This window comes from Brasilonema bromeliae SPC951 (assembly GCF_012912135.1).
Classification (GTDB): domain Bacteria; phylum Cyanobacteriota; class Cyanobacteriia; order Cyanobacteriales; family Nostocaceae; genus Brasilonema; species Brasilonema bromeliae.
Genome location: NZ_QMEB01000033.1, coordinates 1 through 18,571 on the forward strand (window position 1 = coordinate 1; position 18,571 = coordinate 18,571).

The window sequence follows — 18,571 nt, forward strand, 5'->3', positions numbered from 1 at the left end:
GCACTGTCTAACAAGGTTCAACTTTGTCTAGGTTTGTCCAAGTGTTGTAGAACGGTTCGTGAAGCAACCACATTGACGAGAGAGTTTTGCACTTCTCGTCAGAAGACAGTAAAAATCCACCTACACCCATCGTAGGTGGGTTTTGCTTATACGATGGTTTAAAAAATGCTTCTTTTATTTAACCGTGCAATGTGCCTCGTAGCTCGTATTCAGTCCCTTTCCTAATGAGTTTCTGCGTCGCTGGGAGGGCTTTAAGTCCTAAATAATGACTTTTGCTTCTAAGCATTTGGTCAATTTCATCACGCTTTGCTAAATACTGCTGTTCAAGTTCGATAAATGGCTCTAAAGCCTGTCTGATCTCATTGGTATTTTGTAGTAATTGCAGATGCTGATTTAAATCTTGTATGCGCTTTTGTAGCGGAGGTATCTTTATTTCTACATCTACAAGCATTGCTTGATATTTCGATAAATTGAAATTTAGTAATGATATAGATTTCTCTAGTTCCAGACACTTTCGGGCGCGTTCATCGATATCACCAAATATATCAAATTCAACTTTGCGGAGTTTTTCTTTTCTTTCACTAATATCCGCTCGTATACTTGCTATACTCCTTTCAATTTGGCTTTTCTGGGCTTCTAGTTCATTAAGTGTTTCGTGCATGTTTTCTAAATTCATAACCGTGTGTTCCTGATTTTCTATTTGATACATCTCTTTTTCGACTAGAAATAACATAGATATTTTCTAACTCCTAAGCATGGAAAATTTCACATTAGATATGTGATGACGGTACAAGAGCACTATAAAGGTAGTGATTGATTCTTTATTCTGTTATTTCATGCTCACTGGTAATTTTTACATATTACTGTGATACATTTTTTGCTTATCTATAGCGCTTGTGGTGTTGCGGGCAATACACAACTGTAGAGACGTTACATTTACGTGCTCTACATTATTCATGGTGGTGTATGTGATTCAAATGAGAACCGCTATATTCCACACTTGAATTTTGATGATGGACTTTACTTTTTAAAAATTTTCAGCTTCTGCTGATTATACTCAGATTTAGAATTCCCTGATTGGTAACTCAGATAGTGGCAGTGCCGGGATTTTAAACCACCACTTTTAAATTTGAGCCTTAGTAGCATATTTTCCCCTGCACTTGTATGGGTATTCTAATTCTGGATTGATAGTAAATCGTGTAAGTCGTCCTTAAGCACTGGGGTTTATCCGTACCCAGTGCTTTTTTATTTCTCCAATTCTAATTATATTTTCCTGGGTATTCTAATTTTGAGTAAGAGTTGTTGCCTTCAAGCACTGGAGAATAGGGATACTCCAGTGCTTTTCTAATTTTTTAGGACTTAGGCACGAGTTACGAAAGAACAAGACTCTGAGATTGCTTCCTTACGTCGCAACGGGTGCAACTACGTTATTTTTGCGTAAGTCCTGTTTTTGTATCTTATCTATGCTTTTGCTCATAAGCCGTCCATTGACATAGCCTATTTATTCAGCTTCATTCCATTTTGAGCAGTGTTTCCAACATCTTCTGTTACCAGGAACTTGTCTCAATTGCAGGCTTCTTGAGACATCGTATAAGTAATCATTTTTGCGAGATTGATATGTTTTCTCTAAAAGTGGGTAATATAAGCTCACTTTCATAGCATTTTCACGAAGTTCCCTATAAAGCTATTTTTGATCTGTAGATGCACACAGATAAATTATCCGTGTCCATTTGCGGTTTCATGATAACAAAACTTGGTCAGGAAGCACTCATGTTTCACTATCGTCAAAAATTAAAAACAATCAATAAAACATTTGTACCTATAATTAAAAAGAAAATTATTCGGCTATTACGGGCTTTACTTGTCAATCAGAAAAAACGACGAACAAGTGTGAATGCTGGTTTTGTGTTACCGACAGTGGCAATGGTAGCATTGGTGGTTGTGCTGATGACAACTGCTATTTTATTTCGGTCTTTTGAAAGGGCAAAAAATGCTAGTAATGTCCGAGTGAATGAGGCTGTCCTGAATGCAGCTAACCCTGCTATTGAAAGAGCAAAAGCAAAAATAGAACAGTTATTTGGAGACTCTAGGTTAGAGTCCTCAATTCCTTCAGACTTTTCACTAGAAGAAATTATCAATAAGAACCTTAACCAATTTACTTTTGGTGATGAGACACAGTTAAAACTTGTTAAAGATAAAGAAATACAAACTGTTTGGAAATATCCTGTAGATACGGACAATAACGGCAAGTTTGATAGTTACACTCTCTATGGTATTTACTTTCGGACTCCAACTAGTAATAAAGCCACAAGTGTCTTACAAGCAAGAACACAACCGATGGACACAGGTACTGTTGGTACTGAATGTCAAAGCCTAGCTACCACTAGCGCGAACTTAGTAAGTACTTATGGTTGGTATAAAGTCGGTGAAAAGCTAAAAAAAAGTATTTTTGTTTATACTACGACTGTACCTATTACAGATTTAACAAGATTAAATACTAATAAATATGAAACATTTAAAGGTAATAAAGGTTTTGTCGCTCTCGAATATCAGCAAGACCGAGAAAGAATACCACTCAGTAACAATGCCGTTGTCTATGAAGATGATTTAGAAATTGCTCCGGAAGAAGGTATCAGTTTGAATGGGCGCATTTTGACTAATGGTAATTTGCTAACAACAAGACTCGATCAGCCTATCAAGTTTTATTTAGTCAGTAGTCCGAAATCGTGCTATTTCAAAGAGGGAAATAGCAAAATTATTGTCGCTGGAAATGTTATAGATAGTAGAGGTACAGATAATTCCAGTCATGATGATGTGCAGGTAGACTTGTTTGAGCAACAAGATGCACCTAACAACACAATGAAAAGTGACGTTATCAACAACACAAATAAAACTGTACCTACATCTGTTTACGGAAACACGGCAGCTTATAATGATGAAGCATATGCAAAACGAATTGAGCGATTAGTACAAGCAACAAATAGTGCATATCCAAATAACGCAGAACTTCCAGATGAAGTGAAACAGAAAATAGAACGATATTTAGCAGAGGACTTTACTTTAGACCCTGTTAAAGTTCGTGAAAAAAAGCTAAAAACTTACTTTAAAAAAAGAACACGTCGCGTTCCATATGCCGAAGTTGCACAGGGTAGTAATCCACTTAAATATGGAAGCCACGACTATGAAACAAATAGTCCTCTTCAAGGAAATGGGAACTCTTTAAGACCAGTGGATGAATGGGTATTTCCCTTCAATCCGGCTGATGGAAAAACTGCTACTAATTATGCCGAAATAGGGATTAAAGATAACGGTAGTAAACTTTATCTACCTGCAACAGAACCAGTAGAACAAGCAAAAGCAGATAAAGAGCAAAAAATAGGCGATCGCCTTTTAGTTGGCAATAACCTACCTCAATTATGGTACGACACAACCAAAAGCAAATTTCTCAGTTCACCAGACGAAGGACAGACTATTACTGGTAAGGAATGGGATGTTGATAGGAAAGGAAATAATAGCACTGTGACTCGTAAGCGCTTCTCCCAAGCATATCACTTCGAGGATTTGGGAGCTACAGATCGAGACGAGTTTTGGGAAAAGTCAGCAGCACAAAAACCACAAAGTTCTCTGGATGTCGTTGGGGGTTTGCGAGTTGTCACGGGCGCAGGAATTTATGTTGACGGTCCCAGTTCAGATTCAACTGCTTCCTATCCGTGGGATGCTGATGTTGATCCTATGACTCCGGATATTCAGCCCAGGTCTTTCTTGAGTGCGTCACGTCCTAATTGGGACACAAACTTTGTAGATCCAAGTAATGCTGATCCAAACAGAATTAAGGTTAGCAGTCTACAGTTCAAAGGTAAAGACCCAATCATTGTCTGGTCTGATTCCATGCCTATGACAGATAGTAATCTAGTAGCGAATCCTAAAGTCAAAGGTGACTTGCTCATGAGAACTACGGCTGTTTACTTCTATAAAGATCCTTCTGACAAAGATAATTCTGGAAAAGATCAGATGCCTATAGCTTGTGTAAGCAGCTTCTACGATCCTACAAATGCCATCACAGCGCAAAACCAGAACACATTATTATCTACTGCGAAAAATCCCGATGCCGATCTAACAACAATCTCTGGTAAATCCAATAATGGTGTTGTCTATCCTCCCTATTCTGGAAATAGAGCAAGTGCCATATCTACTTACAACAGTCAACTAGAACAACAGGCAAGATTAGTATTTCCTAATGGACGTTTTGTCAATGAACCTTTAAGAAACGCTTTAGAACACTATAGCGCAGGTAAACCTCTATCAATGGCTGATAATTCGGCAATTGATACAGCTGTTTGTGCCATTCAAATTCTTAATGATACCTTGAGACCCAACTCTAGTCCACCTGTACCTCATAGAGCAATCTACGAAACGACATTTTTGGATGCTCGACAAATTAAAGCAATTGAAAACACAGCTAACGTATCTACCCTAACATTACAGGAATACACCGAGCGTCAGCCTTTAGAAGTTCGGGTTACGGTCTTAGATTTAGATAAACTGCGTACGACAAAGATTGGTACTAGTACCCCACAAGAGTATCTAATACCAAACAGTGGAATTATTTACGCTACTCGTGATGATGCACTCGAAGACAAAAGTAATCCTGGAAGTAGAGATGTCAGTGCTACTGACTTCAAGCTAGATCCAACTCGGCGACCTAATGCCATCATGCTTATTAATGGGAGTAACTTAAGCCGTCACACTACTTACAATCCAAAAAAACCAGAAGAAAATGAGAAGGGTCTAATTTTGGTATCCAATCTGCCAGTTTACATCAAAGGGAATTTCAATGTTCACACACAAGAAGAGTTTTTAGACAATTCCTTGAAAGGGGAGAAGGATTGGAGTAACAAATTCTATGCACGTCAATCACCGAATCCTAACTTCGGCTGTCGCCCAAGTCAGTTTCCTGATTGTAACATTGGTGAAACTTGGCGACCTGCAGTAGTTATTGCTGATGCAATTACAGTTTTATCTGATAATTTCCGCTTCGGTTTTCGTGAAGAGAATGACTATGATTCGATGCAAACCGCCACAAATACAGAAACAAATCTTATATTCGCTCAAGGTAACACGCCAGAACGCCCAACAGAAAGCAATGGTGGTTTGGAAAATTTTGTGCGTTACTTAGAACGCTGGGAAGGCGTAAGCCACACAGTAGCCGGTTCTTTTATCCAATTTAAACACAGTAACTATGCTACTGCTCCTTGGCAAACAGTTATTAATGGAAGCAGTGGTTCCAATCAAAATCAAAATCGTACACCCTTCTTTACTCCGCCCAACCGTTTCTGGAGTTATGATACAGCCTTGCTGAGTCAGTCACCTGACTTGTTCTCTCTACACTTTACGACACCCGCAACAAACAAGCCGAATGAGTTTTACAGAGAAGTCGGACGAGACGATGCTTGGGTAAAAACTTTGTTATGTGCTCAAGAAATTAATGGTAGCTACGCCATTAGCCAAGATCAACGTGGTACTTGTCAGTGAACAGTGAACAGTGAACAGTGAAGAAAAGAAACGAATCCGTATTTCTCTTTGATAACTGGTACCTGGTACCTGGTAACTGATAACTGATAACTGATAACTGTTAATATTATGATTCACCAAAAACAGCAGCAAGAATCTTTATCTAGTCAATCAGGTTTTACCATCATTGAGTCTTTAGTAGCAGTCGTTGTTGTTGGGATTTTACTAGCGGCGATCGCACCTGTCATTATCCTATCTGTCGCAACACGGTTACAAGCAAAGCGTATTGAGTTAGCAACCAACGCTGCTCAAACCTATATTGATGGCATTAAATCAAGCACAATTCCATCCCCATCCATCATAACAAAAAGCACAGAAGACAGTACCGATCCACCTCCGCCAGATGCACCCTCAGGAACCCTGATTTGTCCTACAACTGGAACTGGCTTATGCGAAATCTCTCCTACAACCGCATCATCTCAGTTATATTGCGTGGATGGAGATACGGGAGGTTGTACAAGTGATAATTTCAAAGACATGATTGTTCAGGGATTTGGGTATAATCCAACTTCCGATAAACCCGAGGATGGCTATAGATTGGGGTTACGAGTATACAGAGCAGACGCTTTCAATAAGCCTAGCATCACATTGAAGGCATTGAAAGACCCAGGAATTAAACAAGCAGAAACTTTCACTAGCGGGACAGCTTTAATAGCCATCCAAGCACCCTTAGTAGAAATGACAACAGAAATATCAAGTAAAGTAACAACATTTAGTGATTTCTGTCGGCGTCTAAAACCTCCAGCTTCTGATTCTAATCCTCAGTCTAACTGCTAAACCTCAATATTATGAATCCACTCAAATTGCTTTTTATTAAGCAAATAACACTCTTTAGGCTGAAACAAAAATGTGATGGTTTTACCCTAGTTGAGTTGCTCGTAGGTATTGTCATCGCGACTCTTGTTATCACACCTTTGTTGGGATTCATGATTAACGTTATGACAACTGAGCGACAGGAGCAAGCAAAAGCAAACACTGAGCAAGAAATAAAAGCTGCACTTGATTATATTGCGCGAGACTTGCAGCAGTCAGTCTATATATATGATGCTGATGGCATTAATAAAATTAGGCAGCAACTACGAAGGTATGGTGATAAAAATACATTTTTCCCTGTTCTTGTTTTCTGGAAGCGAACATTTCTTTCAAAAGAAAGTTCTACTATATTGAAAGATAATACCTTCTTCTATTCTTTAGTTGCCTATTATTTGATTACAGAGGATAACGCGACATGGTCTAAAGCAGCTCGAATCGGTAGATTTCAAATAAGAGATGGCTATGATTCTTCTACCGAAACTGATAATAAAGACAATCCGCGAGACAAAGCTAAGCCAGACGAAGGTTTTCAGATGTTTAATCTGCAAGGCTTAGGCAATCTTAAAAGTAAGATGAATCAATGGACAAAAAAGAGCGAAGATTATACACAAAAAATTGTACCTTTAGTTGATTACATTGATCAAACGATAATAAATAATACTACCAATCCAGCACCTCCTACTTGCACAATAGGTCAACAAGTTCCAAAATTTGATGAAAAGCACGATAACGATGATGCTGTTGCCACTGGAAATGTTAGAACACGAGGCTTTTACGTTTGTGTGGATTCAGAAAATACCGTAGCAGAAGTTTATTTACGTGGTAATGCCCTCGCTCGTCTTCAAAATAATAATATAGATTTCAATGAAAGTCGTCAAACATATTTTCCTCAGGCAAGTATACGAGTCCAAGGTAATGGATTCTTATCTGCTAAATAAGTTTAATAAATATTCTAATAGTGGCTTTACACTACTAGAACTTTTAGTAAGTCTTCTCATAATTGGTATCTTAGCTGCCATATCAATTCCAAGTTGGCTAGCTTTTGTCGATACTCAGCGCCTCAACACTGCCCAAAACGAAGTTTATCTTGCTATACGCCAAGCTCAAAGCCAAGCTATCAAAAACAAATTAACTTGGCAAGTTAGTTTTCGCGAACAGAACAATATTGTGCAATGGACAGTTCATCAAGCAGAAGTAGGGGTGTTTATTCCTAATGCTATCAGTAACAACAATACTCTATGGCATAACCTTGACCAAAATATTCATCTTGATAAAAATAAATATGAGACAACTTTGCCAAAACAAACTACAAAGCAAGAGTGGCGAATTATGTTTAACTCCCAAGGTTGTCCGGTTTACCAAGTTGCAGATGAGTGTACTCAAACATCATTCCAAACATTAGGACAGATAACTTTATTTAGTATCAATAATAGTAAAGCTAAGCGGTGCGTCTATATTTCTACGATTTTAGGTGCAATGCGAACGGGAAAAGAACACGATGAACCTGACGGAAATAAGTATTGCTATTAATATATTTTTAATTGATTTCAATAAGGTATCTCATGCTAAATCTACCAGAAACAGCAAAACAGCATCTCATCATTTTCACTCGCTATCCAGAACCAGGGAAGACAAAAACTCGACTGATACCTGCTTTGGGAACTGAAGGTGCAGCAAATCTTCAGCGTCAAATGACGGAACACACACTATCTCAGGTGAAACAGTTGCAAAAGACTTCTGTCATATCTTTTGAAGTGCGGTTTGCAGGTGGTAATTTGCAACTTATGCAAGAGTGGCTAGGATATGACTTGGTTTACCAACCTCAAGGAGAGGGAGATTTGGGTTTACGGATGACACAATCTTTCTTGAATGCCTTTCAATCAGGTGCAGAAAAAGTCCTGACTATCGGTACCGACTGCCCTGGTGTCAATAACCAGATTTTAGCAAAAGCTTTTGCACAACTCCAGCAATCCGAGGTTGTCCTTGGTCCTGCGGTAGATGGTGGCTATTATTTAATTGGTTTGCAGCGTCCTATGCCAGAATTATTTATCAATATAGACTGGGGAACCTCTCAAGTGTTGCATCAGACTATAACTATTGCTCAGATGCTTAATTTATCAGTCACTAACTTACCTCACTTGGCTGATATCGATCGCCCAGAGGATTTGCCAATTTGGGAAGAGATTCTCAGACTTACGCACTAAACTGGTTTGTTGTACTTTCGTGGTGTAGTGATTTATCCCCTTACACCTACTCATCACATCATAAAAATGTATCCTACTTAACCTCTCTAATGAAATATTTACTACAGGTATTAAGCGTGTCGATGTTTTTTATGGTATTTTTTAACACAGGGGTTTTTCTGAAGACAACCTAGAATCGAGATGCTACCGTGGTGTGGCTAACATCAAAGGGTAAAAAGTATATCACCAAAAAAAGAATCTCTCAAACAGAAACAATAGGTAACGTCATAGGAAGAATATTCCAGTACCTTTATATAAAATATTCACTTCAGTCAACTAGAAGACGAAAAACTTATGAATAACCGTTTTGCTGCTGCGATCGCAGCCCGCACACTCAAAGTAATTGGGATAATCTTAATATTATCCTTTTTGATAGATTTTGTGATTATAAGCCTTGACTTCAGCCCAACAGAAAAGCTGTTGCAACTCAGATGGGCAGCAAGTTTGGTTGATCGAGGAGTCGTGCCATTGGTAGGATTGGGTATGCTGTTTACTGGCTATTGGATTGACAGTTTTGATGATGGCACTCAACCCCAGCCCATAGACTTGAAAATGCCAGCTCTTATCATATCAAGCATCTTGGGGTTACTCTTTTTGATTATTGCTCCTGTCCATGCTATGAATATCATTCATCAAAGAACTCAAGCAGTGGACCAAATCACCAAGAATGCACAACTAGCAGAAAACCAATTGAATACTCAGCTTAACCAAGTGCAAGCTCAATTGGGTAACGATCAAGTCAAAGCAGCTGTAGAAAAGCAGAAAGCCCAAGTCAAAGCTCAGTACACTGAACTCGTTCAAGATGAGCAGCGTTATAAGCAAGCACTGAATAACCCCAATATTCCCCCAGCTACAAAAGATTTGCTCCAGAAGTTCAAAGCAAATCCTCAAGAACTTGACAAATTCATAGCCCAACAAAGTGATCCAAAGCAACTTGCAAGTCAAAGACTAGGCCAAATTCGCGCTCAACGGGACGAACTGATAAAACAAGCTGAAGACAATTGGAAGCCCGGTTTAAGAATTGTTATAGGCAGTTTGTTATTGTCTATTGCTTACATTATTATCGGCTGGTCAGGATTAAAAGGTATGAATGCTCTCCAAGGTGGTAAACGCAAAATACCTGCACGCTAGTCCATAATTTTGAGGGCAGTATGAAGCATAAGACCTTCTTATTGCCTTATACTGTCATTTTTGCGAATTATTGATGAAAATTATCTTGCTTGACTTGCATAAATTCACCAGAAAAAAGTATAATTCCCCACCAGAGAAGCCATATGATTAACATTGGAAATGTTTTCAATTTACATTTTGACTTATAACGAAGAAATAGATATCGCCGCTTGTATCGAGTCGGCGATGCTATCGGATGACATTATTGTTGTAGACTCATGCAGTAGCGATCGCACCGTCGAAATCGCCAGCCGCTATCCAGTTCGTGTGGTTCAGCACGCTTTTGAAAGCCACGGTCGTCAACGTACTTGGATGCTAGAAAATATATCTCCCAAGTATGAATGGGTTTATATTCTAGAAGCTGACGAACGCATGACGCCAGAACTGTTCGCGGAATGCCAAAAAGCAAGTCGTAATCCAGATTACATCGGCTACTATGCCGCTGAACGTGTTATGTTCATGAATTCTTGGATTCGCCGCAGTACCCAATATCCTCGTTACCAACTGCGCCTTTTCCGCCACGGTAAAGTCTGGTTTACAGACTATGGTCATACAGAACGAGAAGTTTGTGACGGTTCAACAAGCTTTTTGAAAGAAACATACCCTCATTATACTTCTGGCAAGGGGTTCAGCCGCTGGATTGATAAACACAACCGTTACTCCACAGATGAAGCCAGAGAAACCCTTCATCAGTTACAAAACGGAACAGTTAGCTGGAAAGATTTATTTTTTGGGAAGTCAGAAGTCGAACGACGCCGCGCCTTAAAAAATTTGTCCTTGCGCTTACCAGCTAGACCACTTATACGTTTTTTGTATATGTATTTTATCTTAGGTGGCTGCTTAGACGGACGCGCTGGGTTTACTTGGTGTACATTGCAAGCTTTCTACGAATACCTAATTCTGCTAAAAGTTTGGGAAATGAAGCATATCCCAACACCCAAGTTGGATGCAGAAGTGTCTGAGAATCAAGCTACGCAGTTAGTATCAACTTCCGCTGATTAGACATAGCTCAAGTTTTGTTAAAGTAACTATACAAACAAAGTCCGTTTGTACAGATTTACTCTTTTGCAAAAGTTAACTTGATGGAAATTCAACCGCAGATGAACACAGATAATTTATCTGCACGGCAGGTGCTACAACGGGGGGAACCCCCGCAACGCACTGCCTCGTGCATCTGCGGTTTGAAATACTGATTGCCAAATCATAACTTTTTATTCTTCCTTTCCGTTAAAGAAACACTCCCAATTCCTTGAAGAATACCACGACCAATCAAACCTATACCACGACCAATAACTTGCGTGAGAACAAAGACAACACCGCTTCCAAACAAGGAAAAAAGTGATTGTATACGAGGAGCGATCGCATCACGAAATTCTATTGCTAACGTGACAACTAGCCCAATACCAGAAAGTTGCGTTAACTCTTGTCCACGCGGCGCATAAATGGAAGTTGTAGCAATACCACGAGGTGCAAATACAAATAGCTCATAACGGCTTTCAAAAATTGCCTTAGGCTCATTCACATAATTCCTGAGGCGATATCTCCACGACAAACTATTTCTAAATCGTTCTATTTCTCGTGTTGAAATTAATTGCCTATCATAAAAACTTTGCTTTATTTCTTCTATATCTGCTAAAGAGTTGAGCAACGGTTGTATAACACCATTTGCTACCTGAATCAATAAATTCTCCAGAATCATTTCTGCATAATCCTTTGCTTCAGAGCTTCCTGCTGGATAGGAAGTATTATCAATTTGCAAATTTCTTTGAAATAGAAGATAAGAAAATAACTCCTCAACCAGAGGAATTTTATTGAGAATTTCAGAACGCACCACAGCAGCATCTTGCAGAATAAAAGCCACGATTTCTAAATTATGATTGTCTACCCGCACTCGATAAAATTTCCCAAAAAAGTTCGTAAGTGCTGATTGCCATACATCAACTAAGACAGTATTTTTTAATTCATATAATTGGCTTATTTCTACCACATGAGAACGCATTTCATCTAGTGCATCAGCAACTTTTTGTATAATCAAATAAAGTAAATCACGTTTTTTATCTTCACGTAAAATATCAATTTCTAAAGGGGTAGCTGTCACATTTTGTAAAGGAAGCTGAAGTTTGGTAATACAGGATGCAAATAATGCCGCTTGTAATGATCTAGGACTCAGCAGCTTCTGTGCTGAATCAGATTTGGAAACAGAAGTACTCGGGAGAGAATTTGTCGGAGACTGCAACTGTGCAGATGCGAAATGATTCCTTGTAGAAACATTACGTGAATGCGACTCTACCTCCTGTCGCCTTTCCAGAGGTGAAGCTAATAATCGATTCAACAGCCAACGCGCTGCTAGCAATTCTCGTCTTTGCCCAGCTAACACTGCCCGATCTAATAATGGTAATCCGGGGACTTGTAATTGTGCTGTCACTTCACTCAAAGTGACGTTGATGTACTCAATCCCTGATAAGCGTAGATGCTTCCGCAACCGAGCAAAAGGAAGTTCAGAAGACGTGGGGTTTTCAAGAGCATACCCCACATCCTCCCGTCTGTAGATCGTCATGTTCTCTTTTCCCATCTCGGTATCCCAAGATGAGCCACCTGCCACCACATCGTGCATAATGGTGACTAGTTCAGAAACAGGAGTTCCTTTGGGACAGTAACCATCCACCCCAGCAGCTTTTGCTGCTAGAAGTAGTCCTTGTTCTTGGACAGAACTCAAAAGTAATAATGGCAGGTTTGGGTACTGGGTTTTCAAATGGCGACAGAGTTGTAAACCCAGCTGCTGGCGAGATCGGGAGCGAGAATTCCCCAATTCCAAAACGACTAAATTGACCTGGTTTGGATCTTCTTGTGCAAGTTTGGCTAAAATCTGCAATCCAGCAGTGTCTGTTTCTGCTTCTGATACCACCTGTAAATTGGAGAATTCTTCCAAAGCTACTTTTAGCCCTAATCGGAAGATGGGGTCCTGATCTATTAACAATAGTTTTAAAGGGCGATCGCTCATAATCCGCTTAAAAAACGCAAGCTTTTTTTACTTTAGTCGTAAATAAGCTTGAGAAATTAGCCTAGTTTCTTTGGTTGGAACTGTTTCACAATGCACTCCCTTCTGGAGTCATTGAAAGTGCAGATGGTGAAACGGTTGTAAGCGATGGCGATAACTAGAGTGAATATGGTAATCAGTAACAGGTAGTGGTTGCACTTGGGCGCAACTCACGCTTCAACCGTCATTTGCTCTCTTGCGAGTTGCGGTACCCATAAAAGTTAATACTATACTCAGTAATCCGCACTCCTGTTTGTTCTTCAATTTGGCGAATAAATTCCTGTGGTAGTTCTACATGAACATCCAAGATTTGATTTGTATCCAAACAGTTGACATGACTGTGGGAATCACTAATATTACCGTATAAACGTCCATCACAGCGTTCAATACATTCAATGATGCCTTGGCTGGATAACGCTTCTAAATTTTGATAAACAGAAGTATGTCCAATCTCTTTGCCTTCGTGATTCAGGCGATCATAAATTTCTCTGGCAGAAAGATGCTCTCTTGCTTCCCAAAGTAGTTCTAGGATAAAGCGACGCTGACGACTAACGCGCATACCCAGTACCTGACACTGCTCAAGAGCATCTTCCAGTGAACGAATAGGTTTTGTTGATATCGTTTGCTTTTGCATATTTTAAAGTTTATTAACTGATGGGTTAATTTTCCCTGGGAAGTGTTTATTTGTTATTTTATATATCCAAACGTTTTGCACCCTGTCAGCTCCGCTTTGCCAGTGTTTTTGCTATTGACGGGTACGGAAATCACAGGTGAGGGTGAAGAGTTTTTTTGCTGGTTGACCTTAGGTTTCTCACGCTCTAAATATAAAATGAACTCATTACAACTTTAGCTTAAAATGGCTGCAAACGTCTACTTTACAACGTTAATAGCAGAAAGCCCTACGCCTTCGGCGGGGATGAATGCGTTGAGGCTTTAGCCTCAGTCAAAAAGAACTGAGAACAAAAGACCAGAATTGTGCAACAATATAAATAGAGCCAGTCGGAAGGACAGAGATAGGCAGACAAAGCGCAAATAGAGCCCAAAGAGCTTGCCCCTGACCGGGTTCTACTAACAATACGCGCTGCACGGTGGCGAAGTCGTGTTGAAACATAGCCAGAATTTATAACGAAATCAAACCAGAAAAACAAAACAATTCGTTGATTAAAAGGTACCTTGGGGCGCAGGGGAACCGGGGAAAAAGGGAGGAACAGTTTTTAAGGCACTCTCGATAAAGTACCAAAAGCTTGTGGAGATGAAGCCCTCTGGGGCTATCTAAGTTAGGCTCGAAATTTGGTTCTATTGAACGGATTTTTGGTTTAAGCATTGCTCGCAAGAGATAGATAGTTTTAAGGCGCGTCGATGAATCAAGAATCCCGTCGGCTTTTAGCCGTGGGAGACGTCAATGCTAGTGTCTTGTCTTGAGTCAATAGTCTATTCTTATGCCCTTGTTCACCCATCCCTCACAGCTTCCAACCCGAGACTTGAACTCTTGCCACCTTTTTCTGATACTGTTTGCGATGACTGGTTAATCGAGTTTAAAAATGACAGTAATGGTTGAACAAGAACAGAGTAGTATAAATCATCGAGGCTATTTTTTGACTCGATGACAATCACTATCCCACTCAACACCGACTGCATTAACTCCTTGGATCTGTCCCCCGTAGTCACAGAGATTGAAAAATTGCTGCAGGAGGGGGCGATGCTCCAGCAGGGAGCCGCGCAAAGCGCGATCGCATCCTACGAGCAGCAACTCCATTTTGATATCGACTATGCTTTGGAACCAGGCGATCCACGGGAACTTTCAGAAATTCCAGAGGTGCGGCTCTGGTTTATCCGTCTAGATACTCGCTATCCCTGGTTACCATTTTTACTTGATTGGAAAACTGGCGAATTTGCGCGTTATGCAGCAATGCTTGTCCCGCACCAGTTTAGTACCAAAGAAGGTATTCAGTATAATCCCGAAGCTTTAGAAATTTTTTTAATGCACAAGTTGTTTGCTTTAAATGATTGGTTACAACAGCAGGGCATTCCTAGTAAATCTCGCCTCCAGTCGATGGCACAACTTCTAGGTTATGAGTTAGATGATGCCCTGTTTGAGATGTTTTAGTTATTAGTGACTAAGTTTAGTATAGCAATCCTAAATCATAAGCCCTACGGGCATGCACTCGCGTATGCCTATGGCTATCGCCTCCGGCGTGCGCTTGCGCTTACGTGAACAACAAGATTCTCGACTTCGCCAAAAGTTGTCGGGAATTTGAATGTTCCAATTTTCACAAATCAAATAGGATTACTAAGTTACTAGTAACTATAAGTCCTTAGGGAGATGCAAAAAATAAAATGCCCAGCCGTTTCATATGTATTTTAGTAAAACCGATGATTTTGCTACGGTTTTTTGAGGATCGGTGAACCACGACGGCTGGGTATTCTATTACTTGTAAGTGCTTTAGCTCAAAACTAAGTAAGTGGACAGAAATAATCGTAACCAAGGCAATTGCGTTTGTGTACCATGCTACGAACATACGGAACGTAGTCAGCCAGTGCTGCACCAACGTCTCCCTCGTGCTGGATTTGGCGCTCATAGGAAAGCGCAGATCCGAAGGGGAAACCTGTAGTTTGTTCGCTCTGTGGGCGTGTGCTCTTTTTTCGTTGGGCAGACTCAATCAATCGCAAACCTCTGCGATTGGTTCGCTATACCTATGGCTCACGCCATGACTAGCGCCTGTACCGTGCGGTCTGGTGCAGGAGATACACTCGCAACGCACATGAAACACTTTTGTCCACTTAGTTACTTAATACGGCATATAAGTCTTAATGCTGTACTAAAAGCATATTCAACTGCTTTTGATTTACTTGGTAATGCCGCTTGCCAGATGCGATAATCGTTATACTCAAGAATTAAATTTGCCATGTCATCAATTCTAATCTTCCTTAGCACATCATATTGAGCCGATTCAAAGTCTCTAACGGTTCCACCGTTTTCCAAAACTTCTTGTGCAGCTTTGATAAAACCGTCTAAAACAGTTTTTCTGTATTCTTGACCAGCACGTTCAGTAAAGATAGTAGATGATTTAAAAGCCTTAAATTCTTCTAAAAGAAGGTTGGCAATTTTTCTACCAACTGATGTGTTCCAATCACACGGTAGTTGAACATCTAGATATTCATCTTGAATGTATTGATACTTGAGATAATCCCTTATGTCTACAGTTACTTGAACAATTTTGTAACCAGCAAACAATTGTTTCAAGGAATTGACATTTGTATCAATAGATGGATCAAGGAAAACTTTTTCTTCACCTTCTGGACATTCATAGACAAGATATGTCCAAATTCCTACTGAATCACAGACTTCAGAGTTTTCAGCTTCATAGAAAGTAATTGTTCCATCTTCCTCATACCTAAAATAGGCATTTTCCGCATCTTTTAGCGTACAGGGATGCATATTTTTTGAAAAGTGCGTGAGCGTTCTGAAAATCCCAGTGATGTGGTGAGGTTGGTTTTCTACTTGGATGTAACGTTTTCCGCTGCTCATGAAGCCATGTAATCGAATCGCCATCTGTTTTTCCTTGTGTATTTCGTCACATTCTTGTTCGATGCACCAGCCTGACAGCAAGAGGGAAATTAAGGAACACATAATATGGCGCGCTAGATCTATCGGTAAGCTATTCACACCTGATAACAATGGCAACAATATAGTTGCCATGCAGCCGAGAATCCTGAGCTTGCTGCACTAAGGTCACTATTCTTTGTTCTAACGTAAATTTTTAATTCCAGTTCACTAGTTTCGTAACAAGTTTAAAATCTTGTTATTTTTTTCATTTTCTTTGTCATTATGAAGTTATTGATAAAATAACTCAGTGTTACCTTCATAAATTAGGCTATAAGCTATACCCAACCTAAACTTCCAACTTATGGCCAATAATGACAAAACACGATGAATGTGTAGTAGATTACCCAAAAAATTTGTTATATCAAAAATCTACCGAAAATATTTTATTTCTACTAGCCTTTTGCAATTTTTTTTTACAAAAGGATAAAAATCAAGCTATTACGCACACAATAATGCTATTTACTTGTTTGGAAAGTCAATAAGCTAAAATCCGCCTTTTAAAGGCGGATTTTAGATGGTAACAAAAGTTTTTGAGACAAGCTGTACCGAAGTGAAGCTCGGTAGCGCTTGTATTTTTGTATTTTTTTTCTATAACTGCTGTAAAATCCATTCAACAGCTACAGCTAAGTTTTTGGCGATGTAATCTGGTTTTGTGTGGTGCTGGTAATCACCTGCCAAAACGCGATCGCCAAAACCTGTTTCCACCAAAATACCCACACAGCCAGCATTGTGTGCCATATCCACATCAGTTGCTTTGTCCCCTACCATAAAACTGTGCTTGAGATCCAAATCATGTTCCCAGGCTGCTGCAACCAACATTCCTGTGTTGGGTTTGCGCCAAGTAGACCACCGGGTGTACGCTGGGTCTAGTCCTCCTTCTGGTGGGCTGAGGTAGGGACAATAATACAAAGCATCTAATTTTGCTCCAGCCTCCTGTGCCAAGAGTCGGCAAAGTCGCTGATGTAACGCTTGTACGTGACTGTCTGGATAATAACCTCTGGCAGGTCCGGATTGATTTGAAACCAGACAGCAAAAAATACCTCGGTCATTAAGCTGACGCAGGGACTTAGCTACCCCAGGAATTAAATGTAAATCTTCTACAGAGTGAATGTAGCCAGCCTCAACATTTAATACTCCATCACGGTCTAGGAATACAGCAGGTTTACCCACCCCAAATTTTCTCCAGCACAGTTTTAGGCGAAATATCTGCCATTTTACCTGTAGAGGATTTGATGGCGAGGAATTTATCACTGTTGGGCAGTAACTTTGCTGGGTCTGTTGGACCAAACAAGGCGATGGTATAAGTCTGTACCGCCACACTTAAGTGCATGGGGGCGCTGTCGGTACACAGCATTAAATTTGCTCCAGCAATCATGGCTGTTAACTTGCCAATATCATCAGGAGAACTGATTTTTATATTGGGTACGGACTGTTTGAGACTGCGGACAAATTCTTCATCCTCTGGTCCTTGGATGACTACCACGGGCATTTCTGGCTGCTTTTGCTGGAAGTCTTGAATAATTTGCTGCCAATTTGCGACAGGGTAAACTTTATCCAGACCTTTTGTCTTGGCAAGTGCGCTAGAACCACCGTGAATCAAAATGTAGCCAGTTTCCTTGATCCCCAAGCGCTGTTGCTCCTTATTCGCCCAGTCAATATCTGCAACTGGCACATTAACTGCTAACTCGGGACAAGGGGAGTTAATACCTAACCCTTGCAGCAAGTCATGGTACATACAAGCGGCATACTGTTCTGTTTTCAGAGGAACTGAATTGGTGAGAAAAACAGATCCTTTGCTCTTGTAGCCAATCCGTGTGGGGATTCCAGTCAGCCAGAGAAAAACACCCACTAAGGCGCTTTGCCCCAGAGCAATGGCAACATCATATTCGCGATCGCGAATCGTGCCCACCAAGTTGCCCCAATCTGCCATACTGTTACGGTCTTTGTAGTCAAACGCCAGTACATCATGGACTGACTTACTCACCCGGTAAGCAGTCTTTGAGCGGGGTTCCACAACAACATCTACCTGAGCATTGGGGTAATAGTGCTTCAGGTCATCTAAGGTCGGGAAAAAGAGAATTTGGTCGCCAATTCCGCCAGGGACAAGGGCTACTATTCGCATAATATATA

At 40.2% G+C, this 18,571-nt stretch carries 14 protein-coding genes; 8 read left to right on the forward strand and 6 right to left on the reverse strand.

Annotated features, from left to right (window positions below; translation table 11 throughout):
• Positions 1–178: 178 nt before the first annotated feature.
• Positions 179–733 carry a hypothetical protein gene (locus DP116_RS06560; protein WP_169154409.1) on the reverse strand — a complete coding sequence of 185 codons (555 nt, stop codon included), beginning with the start codon at positions 731–733 and terminating at the stop codon, positions 179–181.
• A 1,007-nt stretch (positions 734–1,740) separates the two neighbouring features.
• Between DP116_RS06560 and hpsA the strand changes: the two genes are divergently transcribed.
• The 7 genes from hpsA (at position 1,741) to DP116_RS06595 (ending at position 10,799) form a co-directional block, all read left to right on the forward strand.
• Complete coding sequence (gene hpsA / locus DP116_RS06565; protein ID WP_246275520.1) at positions 1,741–5,532, forward strand: hormogonium polysaccharide biosynthesis protein HpsA; 3,792 nt, start codon at positions 1,741–1,743, stop codon at positions 5,530–5,532.
• A gap of 108 nt (positions 5,533–5,640) precedes the next feature.
• A complete protein-coding gene (hpsB, locus tag DP116_RS06570; protein WP_169154410.1) occupies positions 5,641–6,348 on the forward strand; it encodes a hormogonium polysaccharide secretion pseudopilin HpsB in 708 nt (235 codons plus the stop codon).
• An 11-nt stretch (positions 6,349–6,359) separates the two neighbouring features.
• Positions 6,360–7,322 carry a hormogonium polysaccharide secretion pseudopilin HpsC gene (gene hpsC / locus DP116_RS06575; protein WP_169154411.1) on the forward strand — a complete coding sequence of 321 codons (963 nt, stop codon included), beginning with the start codon at positions 6,360–6,362 and terminating at the stop codon, positions 7,320–7,322.
• On the forward strand, positions 7,300–7,914 hold the full coding sequence (locus tag DP116_RS06580; RefSeq protein ID WP_169154412.1) for a pilus assembly FimT family protein: 615 nt from the start codon (positions 7,300–7,302) through the stop codon (positions 7,912–7,914). Before hpsC ends, DP116_RS06580 begins: the two co-directional genes overlap by 23 nt.
• 32 nt (positions 7,915–7,946) lie before the next feature.
• Positions 7,947–8,588, forward strand: a complete 642-nt coding sequence (locus tag DP116_RS06585) for a TIGR04282 family arsenosugar biosynthesis glycosyltransferase (RefSeq protein WP_169154413.1) — start codon at positions 7,947–7,949, stop codon at positions 8,586–8,588.
• 333 nt (positions 8,589–8,921) lie between these two features.
• A complete protein-coding gene (hpsJ-B, locus tag DP116_RS06590) occupies positions 8,922–9,758 on the forward strand; it encodes a hormogonium polysaccharide biosynthesis protein HpsJ (RefSeq protein ID WP_169154414.1) in 837 nt (278 codons plus the stop codon).
• A gap of 159 nt (positions 9,759–9,917) precedes the next feature.
• Positions 9,918–10,799 (forward strand): glycosyltransferase family 2 protein, encoded by an 882-nt coding sequence (locus DP116_RS06595; protein ID WP_169154415.1) that lies wholly within the window; start codon positions 9,918–9,920, stop codon positions 10,797–10,799.
• A 199-nt stretch (positions 10,800–10,998) separates the two neighbouring features.
• Here DP116_RS06595 and DP116_RS06600 read toward each other — a convergent pair whose 3' ends face one another.
• Positions 10,999–12,798: a DUF3685 domain-containing protein gene (locus tag DP116_RS06600; protein WP_169154416.1), complete on the reverse strand. Its 1,800-nt coding sequence runs from the start codon at positions 12,796–12,798 to the stop codon at positions 10,999–11,001.
• A 220-nt stretch (positions 12,799–13,018) separates the two neighbouring features.
• Complete coding sequence (locus DP116_RS06605) at positions 13,019–13,468, reverse strand: Fur family transcriptional regulator (RefSeq protein WP_169154417.1); 450 nt, start codon at positions 13,466–13,468, stop codon at positions 13,019–13,021.
• 969 nt (positions 13,469–14,437) lie between these two features.
• Between DP116_RS06605 and DP116_RS06610 the strand changes: the two genes are divergently transcribed.
• Positions 14,438–14,941, forward strand: coding sequence for a CRR6 family NdhI maturation factor (locus tag DP116_RS06610; protein ID WP_169154418.1), 504 nt, complete (start codon positions 14,438–14,440; stop codon positions 14,939–14,941).
• A gap of 678 nt (positions 14,942–15,619) precedes the next feature.
• Here the strand turns inward: DP116_RS06610 and DP116_RS06615 are convergent.
• The 3 genes from DP116_RS06615 to DP116_RS06625 all read right to left on the reverse strand — a co-directional run bounded on the left by DP116_RS06615 (position 15,620) and on the right by DP116_RS06625 (position 18,563).
• Complete coding sequence (locus tag DP116_RS06615; RefSeq protein ID WP_169154419.1) at positions 15,620–16,387, reverse strand: hypothetical protein; 768 nt, start codon at positions 16,385–16,387, stop codon at positions 15,620–15,622.
• 642 nt (positions 16,388–17,029) lie between these two features.
• The gene (locus DP116_RS06620) at positions 17,030–17,611 is read right to left on the reverse strand and encodes an HAD-IIIA family hydrolase (RefSeq protein ID WP_169154420.1); all 582 of its coding nucleotides are present in this window, start codon (positions 17,609–17,611) and stop codon (positions 17,030–17,032) included.
• The gene (locus tag DP116_RS06625) at positions 17,604–18,563 is read right to left on the reverse strand and encodes a glycosyltransferase family 9 protein (protein WP_169154421.1); all 960 of its coding nucleotides are present in this window, start codon (positions 18,561–18,563) and stop codon (positions 17,604–17,606) included. The genes DP116_RS06620 and DP116_RS06625 overlap by 8 nt, the downstream gene beginning before the upstream one ends.
• Between the last annotated feature and the right edge of the window lie 8 nt (positions 18,564–18,571).